Annotated in this window: 7 protein-coding genes; 2 read left to right on the plus strand and 5 right to left on the minus strand. The window is 55.6% G+C overall.

The features are described 5' to 3' along the window. Positions 1–1,391, plus strand: a 1,391-nt coding sequence (locus C9413_RS24160; RefSeq protein ID WP_170250997.1) for an SEL1-like repeat protein, incomplete at its 5' end; no start/stop codon positions are given. A 6-nt stretch (positions 1,392–1,397) separates the two neighbouring features. Here C9413_RS24160 and C9413_RS24165 read toward each other — a convergent pair. The 5 genes from C9413_RS24165 to C9413_RS33780 all read right to left on the minus strand — a co-directional run bounded on the left by C9413_RS24165 (position 1,398) and on the right by C9413_RS33780 (position 7,079). Next, positions 1,398–2,198, minus strand: a complete 801-nt coding sequence (locus C9413_RS24165) for a hypothetical protein (RefSeq protein ID WP_170250998.1) — start codon at positions 2,196–2,198, stop codon at positions 1,398–1,400. 378 nt (positions 2,199–2,576) lie between these two features. Next, on the minus strand, positions 2,577–3,344 hold the full coding sequence (locus C9413_RS24170) for a metallophosphoesterase (RefSeq protein ID WP_039845247.1): 768 nt from the start codon (positions 3,342–3,344) through the stop codon (positions 2,577–2,579). Positions 3,345–3,398: 54 nt separating this feature from the next. Next, a complete protein-coding gene (locus C9413_RS24175; RefSeq protein ID WP_348648795.1) occupies positions 3,399–4,592 on the minus strand; it encodes a DUF2442 domain-containing protein in 1,194 nt (397 codons plus the stop codon). Positions 4,593–4,712: 120 nt separating this feature from the next. Further along, the gene (locus C9413_RS24180) at positions 4,713–6,656 is read right to left on the minus strand and encodes an AAA family ATPase (RefSeq protein ID WP_039845249.1); all 1,944 of its coding nucleotides are present in this window, start codon (positions 6,654–6,656) and stop codon (positions 4,713–4,715) included. Positions 6,657–6,728: 72 nt separating this feature from the next. After that, positions 6,729–7,079, minus strand: a complete 351-nt coding sequence (locus C9413_RS33780) for a DUF6634 family protein (protein WP_082046535.1) — start codon at positions 7,077–7,079, stop codon at positions 6,729–6,731. Between the two features lie 183 nt (positions 7,080–7,262). On the opposite strand from C9413_RS33780, the gene C9413_RS24185 reads away from it, so the two are divergent. Continuing rightward, complete coding sequence (locus C9413_RS24185; protein ID WP_039845250.1) at positions 7,263–7,544, plus strand: helix-turn-helix transcriptional regulator; 282 nt, start codon at positions 7,263–7,265, stop codon at positions 7,542–7,544. Positions 7,545–7,744: the final 200 nt, after the last annotated feature.

Raw genomic sequence — 7,744 nt, forward strand, 5'->3', positions numbered from 1 at the left:
ACGATGATACTGCGCTGGCTTCCACCAGCAGGGCCAGCGACCGCGGTAGCGATGCTGCAACGGCTCGTCTGGGATGGATGTACGAAAGTGGCAAGGGCGTTGCCGAAGACGATGTAAAAGCCCTCAAACTATTCATCGAAGCGGCCGAAGCTGGCAGCGTCGATGGTGCCGAGAGCGCGGGCCTATCGTTTCAATATGGTTGGGGAGTCGAGAAAAACATCGATAAGGCCATTCATTGGTACCTTCAGGCGTCAACAGCAGATGCATTCCTGCTCATGGGCGATATTTATGACGATCCCGCAAGCGGAGTGGCCAACCGTGACGTCGCCTTGAAACGGTATCGAAAAGCATTCGAACTAGGAAGCCTGCGGGCCGCGGTGAACCTCGGCAATGCCTACGAACAGGGTGACGGCGTTCCGCAAGACTATACGGAAGCCATGAAGTTCTACGTACTTGCTGCGGCCAAGCTGGGCGACGCTGCTAACGAGATTGGGGATTTGTACTACTACGGAAAAGGGGTCGCGCAAAGCTATCCTGAAGCCAGGCGGTGGTTCGAGCAAGGAGCGGAGGCCGGTCACCACGGGTCGATGAGGAACCTCGGGGCATTGTATGAATACGGCAAGGGCGTAGAGAAGGACACCCTCAAAGCGATCGAGTGGTACAGAAAAGCCGCTGAAAATGGATCGACGGGCGCGATGCGCGATATCGGCTATCTGTACTTAAACGGCAAAGGAGTTCCGAAGGACCTAACGGAGGCGAGCAGATGGTACATCATGGCAGCAGAGAAAGGCGACGATAGTGCATTCAACCAGTTGGGCTGGCTTCGTCAAACCTCCACCCCGCCCGATTATGCCGCGGCCATGGAGTGGTATAAGAAGGGGGCCGAAGCAGGAAATCGGGTTGCCATGTCGAATGTCGGCCTCCTCTACGCCGACGGCAAAGGGGTCAAGCGCAACTACAAGGAAGCTCTCGCCTGGTACAGGAAAGCTGCCGACGCAGGCGACGGGAGAGCAATGAACGAAATCGGGGTCCTTTATCACGACGAAAAGGGCGTCCGCCAGAACTACCGTGAGGCTGGCATCTGGTATGAGAAGGCGGCCGCGGCCGGTAACACCTACGCCAATCTCAATCTCGCGGCTTTGTTTTCGCGAGGTCAGGGCGTCAGAAAGGACACTGCCCTTGCTGTCGATCTCGCGGAACTGGCCGTGCAGAAGAGTTCCGTGGCTCGGGACCACCTGAAGGCAGGTTGGGCCAATTGGGCACCGGAGTTCCTCAAAGCCTTCCAGCAACGACTGATCGACCGCGGCTTTTACCAGGGTGTCGTCGATGGCCGGTATGGCAAAGGCACCCTTGCGGCGATAGATGCGATGCACACCGCTGATGCTGACTAGGGGTTCCTATTTTGTGAGACGTTCGGGCGGCACGCACAGGAGGTTGTTTCCGTCTCGCATATCGCAGACGATAACCTTCACGAACCATGGCCACTGCTTCGAGGTCGCCACGCTAGTCACCATTCCGCCGGGGTTGATCGTCCCCGATAAGCCCCAGGTCGCATTCTTGTTGTGAGTTGCACATCTGGCATCCTCGCCTTTGTCGTAATAGCACGTGAGGACCTTCAAGGGGTAGGAGCATTTGTTTCTGACGGTGACCCAGTCCCAGTCAATCGTACCCCTGTTGGCTGCCGGCTTGATCTCAGCGCACGACGAGGCACCATAAGGTGCCAGCCGATTGGGGTTGTGGTTGACGGCAACCTCCTTCTCCCCTTTGCCGTCGAGAATCCGCTTTCTTGTATCACGAGCCCAATCGGGATCAGGTTCTACGTTCGCGGGATCGGTCAAATTGCCCGCATCTTGTGATTTGCCAATGTAGCCTTCTTTCTTTCGCACTGAGCGTTCTTTCTTGGGCGCGGGCCTTGCGACGTTTTTACTTTTCCTAGACGACTGCCAACGATCAAATAAATCTTCTACGCATCTATAATAACGCTCTCCGTAAAGATCATTCTCTCTGTCATCTGGACATTGGGTTTTAAAATATTCGTACTGTGCACGCTCTTCTCTGGCTACAGCTGGGTCGCTACTATAATAAACACCTGCGAATGTTGTTTGCGGCATTACTATTACAAAAGAAGTTATAGATGCGAAAAACATAATTGTATAATTCAGACATGTCTTAAAGCTCGAAATAATTTTTCCATTCATCGGGAGACACCTTGTTCTAACATGCGCCGATTCTCTCGCAGGCGGTCGATGCGCCTACCTTTCGGAGGCTGATACCAAAACATATCGAGGTTCATCATAAGTAGTTTATGGAGAGAACGTATCCCTCAAACGGGGGATACGAATGTTTCCGCGCCGAGTTGACCTGCGAAATACCACTCCATTTTTTGACGAGAGGCGGGATGTCATGCCCCGTAGGCACCAACAACGAGCGCCGCGACAGTCTCGTCCTGCTGCCACGATAAATAAGCAGTCGCGATGCCCGGATAGAAGGCATTTCCGTCCATAATGCGTGTCTCAAACATTGAGACACCGAAGCACTGGTCGGGGAAGCTCACGGCACAGCGCGTCTTTTTGGCCCTATATTTTGATCGTGAAGGTTGGGTCGAAACCAGTGGCCTCGCCCGGATATCCTCTCGAATTCGAGACGACTCTCGTGGACCCGATGATGTAGTCATTCCGGTGGTGCACGTGGCCATGCACCCACAATGTCGGCCCCGCCTCCGTTATCAGGTCTTCCAAATCCGAAGCATAGCAGGCGGAGAGTGGATCGTGTCGAAAACCGAGGGCGATCGCACGTGGAGACGGAGCGTGGTGCGTAACGACAACTGACTTCGGTCGGGTATGCTTGCGCAGGTCTGCCGCAATGAAATCCCGAGTTTCGATATGCTTCCGGTAAGCGTGGATCGGCTTGAATTTGCGGTACGGTGCCTTTGAGAACTTGATCTTCTTGAAGTCGTTCATCCCGCTTTCGGCGTACGACATGCTGACACTGGGATTTCGGCCGAACAGCCGGAAATCGGTCCAAAGGGTTCCGCCGATAAACCTGACACCGCCGATCTCGACTGCGTCGTTTTCCAGGAAATGGACGTTTGAAAAGCCAGCGGCGAATTCGCGGGAATCCCGAATGCTTTCCTCGATCGACGCTCCATAGAAGTCATGATTGCCCGCAACGAAGATGACAGGAATTTCACGAGCGATCGTGTCGGCTAGCCATCGAAGGCTCGGGACGAGACCTTTGGTCAGAACGTCGCCCGCACAAACCAGGACGTCGACGTCGTCTCGCGGGGTCTGCAAAAAAGGTTCGCCGAACTCGAGGTGAATGTCGGAGATGATCCAGAGTTTCATGAATGCTGTCCTAATTCGGCAGAGGAAAAAGAGGACGCCGCCTCGAAAAGCCAGTCAAAGGGCCAGTAGTGGCAGACTTGGATAGAGCCACGACATCACGGCCTTTCTCATCGAAATTGCCAGGGCATCGTGATGAATTTCGAGAGTGGATTTCGCCTCGTTAGCGGAGAGCCAACCGTCGCTGAAACGCCACCGGCGAAAAAACAAGACATCAAGATGATGACGTCGGGAATCCTCAAGCATGCTGCGTAACCTTTTTGGCGGAACGGCATCGGGAGGGAAGTCAGATTTACCTTCATTCTCGAGATTTGGCGTCTGCACCACCCTCGTCGTCTCCTCACTTGTTGCGGCAACAATCGTGTCTATTTGGGAGCGGATGTCCTCAGGGATGGCCGCGGCAGCGTCGAAAGCCGCCATGATAAACCTAGCATCGCTCGTAAATTCAAGGTTCCACTCCCTCGGATTGTCTCGCCAGAGAACGGTTTCGGCGGCCTTTGTCCAACGCTCTTCCCGCACGAGTCCAAGAGCCTCCAAAACCGAATATGCCTCGGATGTCGCATAGGCTGGACCAACTCCGTTGGCAGCCGCGATATTGGGTTCTGACGAATCGTCACCGGCGTCCGCCTTTGACGAAGGAACGCGATTTCTGAACGGCCGGTACTGCAACTGCGCGTTCTGTGCGGCGACATAAATGACGGCGGTCGATATGTCGTCCCATCTTGGCGGAACATCGGAAAGTACGGGTGAAAGGCGCGGTCTAGCTCCTCCGTCGATCTCGTCCGCCTGGCCCAGCGCCGCTAGGACCAAGCACCCGACTTCGTAGGCGGTCATGTGGTAATGTTCCCAACCCACCTCATGATTGTAGGGAATATTGTGCGAGAGATAGTCGATAACGGGGCCAGCCCAGGCGGTGACTGTTAAATTTTGCATTTTGTTATGCAGTTCCATGGCGCGCGTCGCAGATTCCGCGATGAAACTGGGGGTGCCGAAAACTCCGCTGATCAGGAGCGCGATCTCGTGGTCGACATCGAGACTCTCCCAGTGAAGGCCCGTCTCCCCAAGCACTTCGACTTCGGCAATGTCACTCTCGGATGCTTCAACCAAGCCCTGGAGAGATCGAGCAGGTACCATGAAGGCCGAGCCATTGTTGAACTCGACTGTAATCCGGCCAGTGCTACGGTCGTAGTGGGCACCGCTCGGAGCTGGGTGTTTTAACGGTCCTTCCGCATCACACGCGCTTTCAAGCACAATGCGGCGTCCAAGCGGCTGAAAGCCGATCTCGTCGAGACCCGACCCAAGCGACTTTTTTCTATCAGGTCCCTTCGTGTCGCGACGATAACTCCGCCTTCCTCGGCGTTTCCTCGCCATCTATGCCCCCATGTCGCGACGTGGCAGCTTCGCAAGGCTTACCCTCGGCATTTTATGTCGTTGTACGATGTCGATGACCTCATCGCCCTTCATGGCATTCGTTTCCATCAAACGTTCGACGATGGCGTCGAGAGCCGTCCGGCGGGTCTGAATTATCGACCTCGCGCGCTCGAACTCCCTCTGCAAGACGTCGTGAACGTGCATCCGAAGCTCGGGATTATAAGTGCGCAACCGCTCGAGGTGCCCCGGTCGATGCCCCTCGACGACGAGCGTGTGCCCCATACCAAGACCGCCCTCGAGCATTGTCGCGAGTTCCGTTGCCCTGTTCAGGTCTGCGGTTTCAGAGCCGGAAGAGCCGTCTGCAAATGATCCGAAGATTTCCAGTTCGGCGGCTATGCCGCCAAGACACACGGCGATCGCATTGAGATAATCGGCACTTGTCTTTGGTCGAGCGTCAGTTTGACCATACTGCACGTATCCCAATTCACCAGATTTGCCGTCTATCCTGTATCGCGAAATCTTGACCTCGGTTACCTGCCCGTGGCCGATTTCGATTGCAACGAGGGCGTGGCCTGCCTCGTGGACAGCGAGAGCGCGAACGTATTCCTCCGTGAGCTCGGTCAGCGGCCGCAGTTGCTCGATCACATGGTTTCCCGAAAGGGCTTCCCGACGCCGCCGCGCCGCCCGCTTGGCATCCCGGACAAGTTGTTCGATATCGGCACCCGACAAACCCCCGGTCGCGATGCCGAACTTCTCGGCTTGAGATTGATCTAGCACGATGCCGCTATGAAATCCCAAGATCGACAGCCTGGACTGTACATCCGGAAGCGTAATCTCGAAGTGCCGATCCAACCGCCCGGCTCGCCGCACAGCAGGATCGAGCTGGTCTGGATAATTACAAGCTCCAACCACGACCACGCCCTGGCGACGATCGAAACCATCCAGTAATTCCAGGAATCCCGCCATCGCGCTTCGGAAATAGCCGCTGTTTCGATCCCTCTCCGTCCGATCGCCAAAGGTATCAATCTCGTCAATGAATAGAATCGACGGAGCTTTCGCCATTGCTTCGGCAAAGGAAGCGCGCATTGCTTTCAAATGATTGTCGAGCGCCCCGGCTTCCTGCCATTGAGAAACCGACCCGTAAATGATCGGCACACGGCAAGTGTTCGCCAACGCGCTCGCAAACATCGTTTTTCCGATACCCGGGGGCCCGGAAAGTAAGACTCCGGTGTCGACATCGCTCCATGGGAGGACGCCCGCCTTGTAGTCGGCGAGGTCCTTCGCGAGATTGTCTCCCCAAACGAGCGCAGGCCCATAACCATGCATGTCAGCAAGTGTCGGCCTCGGCTGATTGGCGACTTCCGGTACGGGCTTCGCCGGCACGGGCCGATAACTTCGCAATCTTTCCAAGGCAAGGATGGGATGGCGACGCTCCTGGAAAGCCTTTACCAGCCGTGGCCAAGGCTCCGAGAGAAGCAATTCGACGTCCCGGTCAGAGGGTGGCAGACCAGCACGTCGAAGCGCCGCCTCTGCATGTCTTCTCGTCCGCGGGCTCAAATTCAAGACAGCGTCGGAAAATAATCTGTCGCCGTCATCGAGATTGTAGTCAGGCGGAGCAATGAAGATCGCTCTTTCATTTCTGTGAGCTAGCATCTCATCGCGAAATGACCGGTCCTTCCACTCGTAAGCACACGAAGTAAACTCCAGCAGCTGCCAAATTCCAGCAGCAAAGACCTCGGCCGCCTCCGCATAGACCGGATAGTAGAAATCGTCCCTCGCCTGAAGGGTCACGATGAATTTGGAATTCGGTATATTCCAAGCTCGGAGCGATGCCGCGATCCCGCAGTATGCAATGAAGACAGGTAACGTGACGGCCGTGTTGCGGACTTGCGTTTCCGGCTTCCAGGGCACACGAGTTCGTTTGCCAGAACGTCTTGTCGGCATTGTCCTCTCCTCGAATTTCAAGGTTCCGAATGGCTCAGACAGCTCGGCGCTGAGCGCAGAAAAATTTAACCTTCATAGATTGCCGGCAACGCGATCGCTCCAGTATTCAACATCGACCCGCGTGCCCAGCCGATACCAACGCGACATCGTCCGTGCGATCCCGCGCTCGGGATCGAGATAGAAGAGTTCGCTCGACGCGGCCGGTTTTCCATCCGCGACAGAAGGGTGCCCAATCGGGCGTCCTATCAGGCAAGGTACAGCGCGCTTTGCCAGTGCCCACGTGTTGATCGCCACGTCAGGAGATAGCGCCTGAGCGCACTGATCGACGTTCTCGAGATCATCTGCAAGGCATCGAAGGCTCTCTATAAAACATGTCCGAGACATCCCAAACCATGCCTGAAAAACTGAATCACTCGTGTGCATCCCGATGCCTCCATACCTTTGGTACCTTAGTACTGGCGCGTTGAGCCTCGTCAACTTTGCGACTCACCGGGAGCCGCCAACGTTGAAGTCTTCATTTACAGGTTTATTAACAATTCTCAAGTCAAAAACGACGTAATTTACGTCATATTTGACTTAGCTCCCCCAAGCCGGTTTCTGCAAGACATGACCACGTTGCTGACTGGTGATTTGATCCGGGCTGCGAGAGCCCTTCTTGGACTGAGCCAGGTGGAACTCGCCAAGAAAGCCGGCATCACACAAAAGGCATTGGGCGAATTCGAGCTCGGCAAAAAACCGATTACCGCTAAGGCGAACGAAAAGCTTCGGCGGTTCTTCGAAGAGCGGCAGGTTCAGTTTATCGCAGCGAATGTCGAAGCCAACCACCTCGAGGGAACCGGCGTGCGATGGAAGCCACCACATCCGAACTCCGGCATCAAAACCATCTAAACCAAACCTGCCGTTGGATGGTGCCACATTGCCACCAGTTTTGCGCGATCGTTGTCACCCCTCTAGCCCGCTGTTCTGGCAAGCCTGCCGCGGAGCATGCCTCTAAGCTCAGGACCCGCAGCGGGGTGTTTCTGAACAAATGGTAATTCTCCCCCAACCATTGCGCGCGCAGCAAGAGCATACGGGACTAGGCCACACAG

The organism is Rhizobium sp. SEMIA 4085 (assembly GCF_013004495.1).
GTDB lineage: Bacteria > Pseudomonadota > Alphaproteobacteria > Rhizobiales > Rhizobiaceae > Rhizobium > Rhizobium gallicum.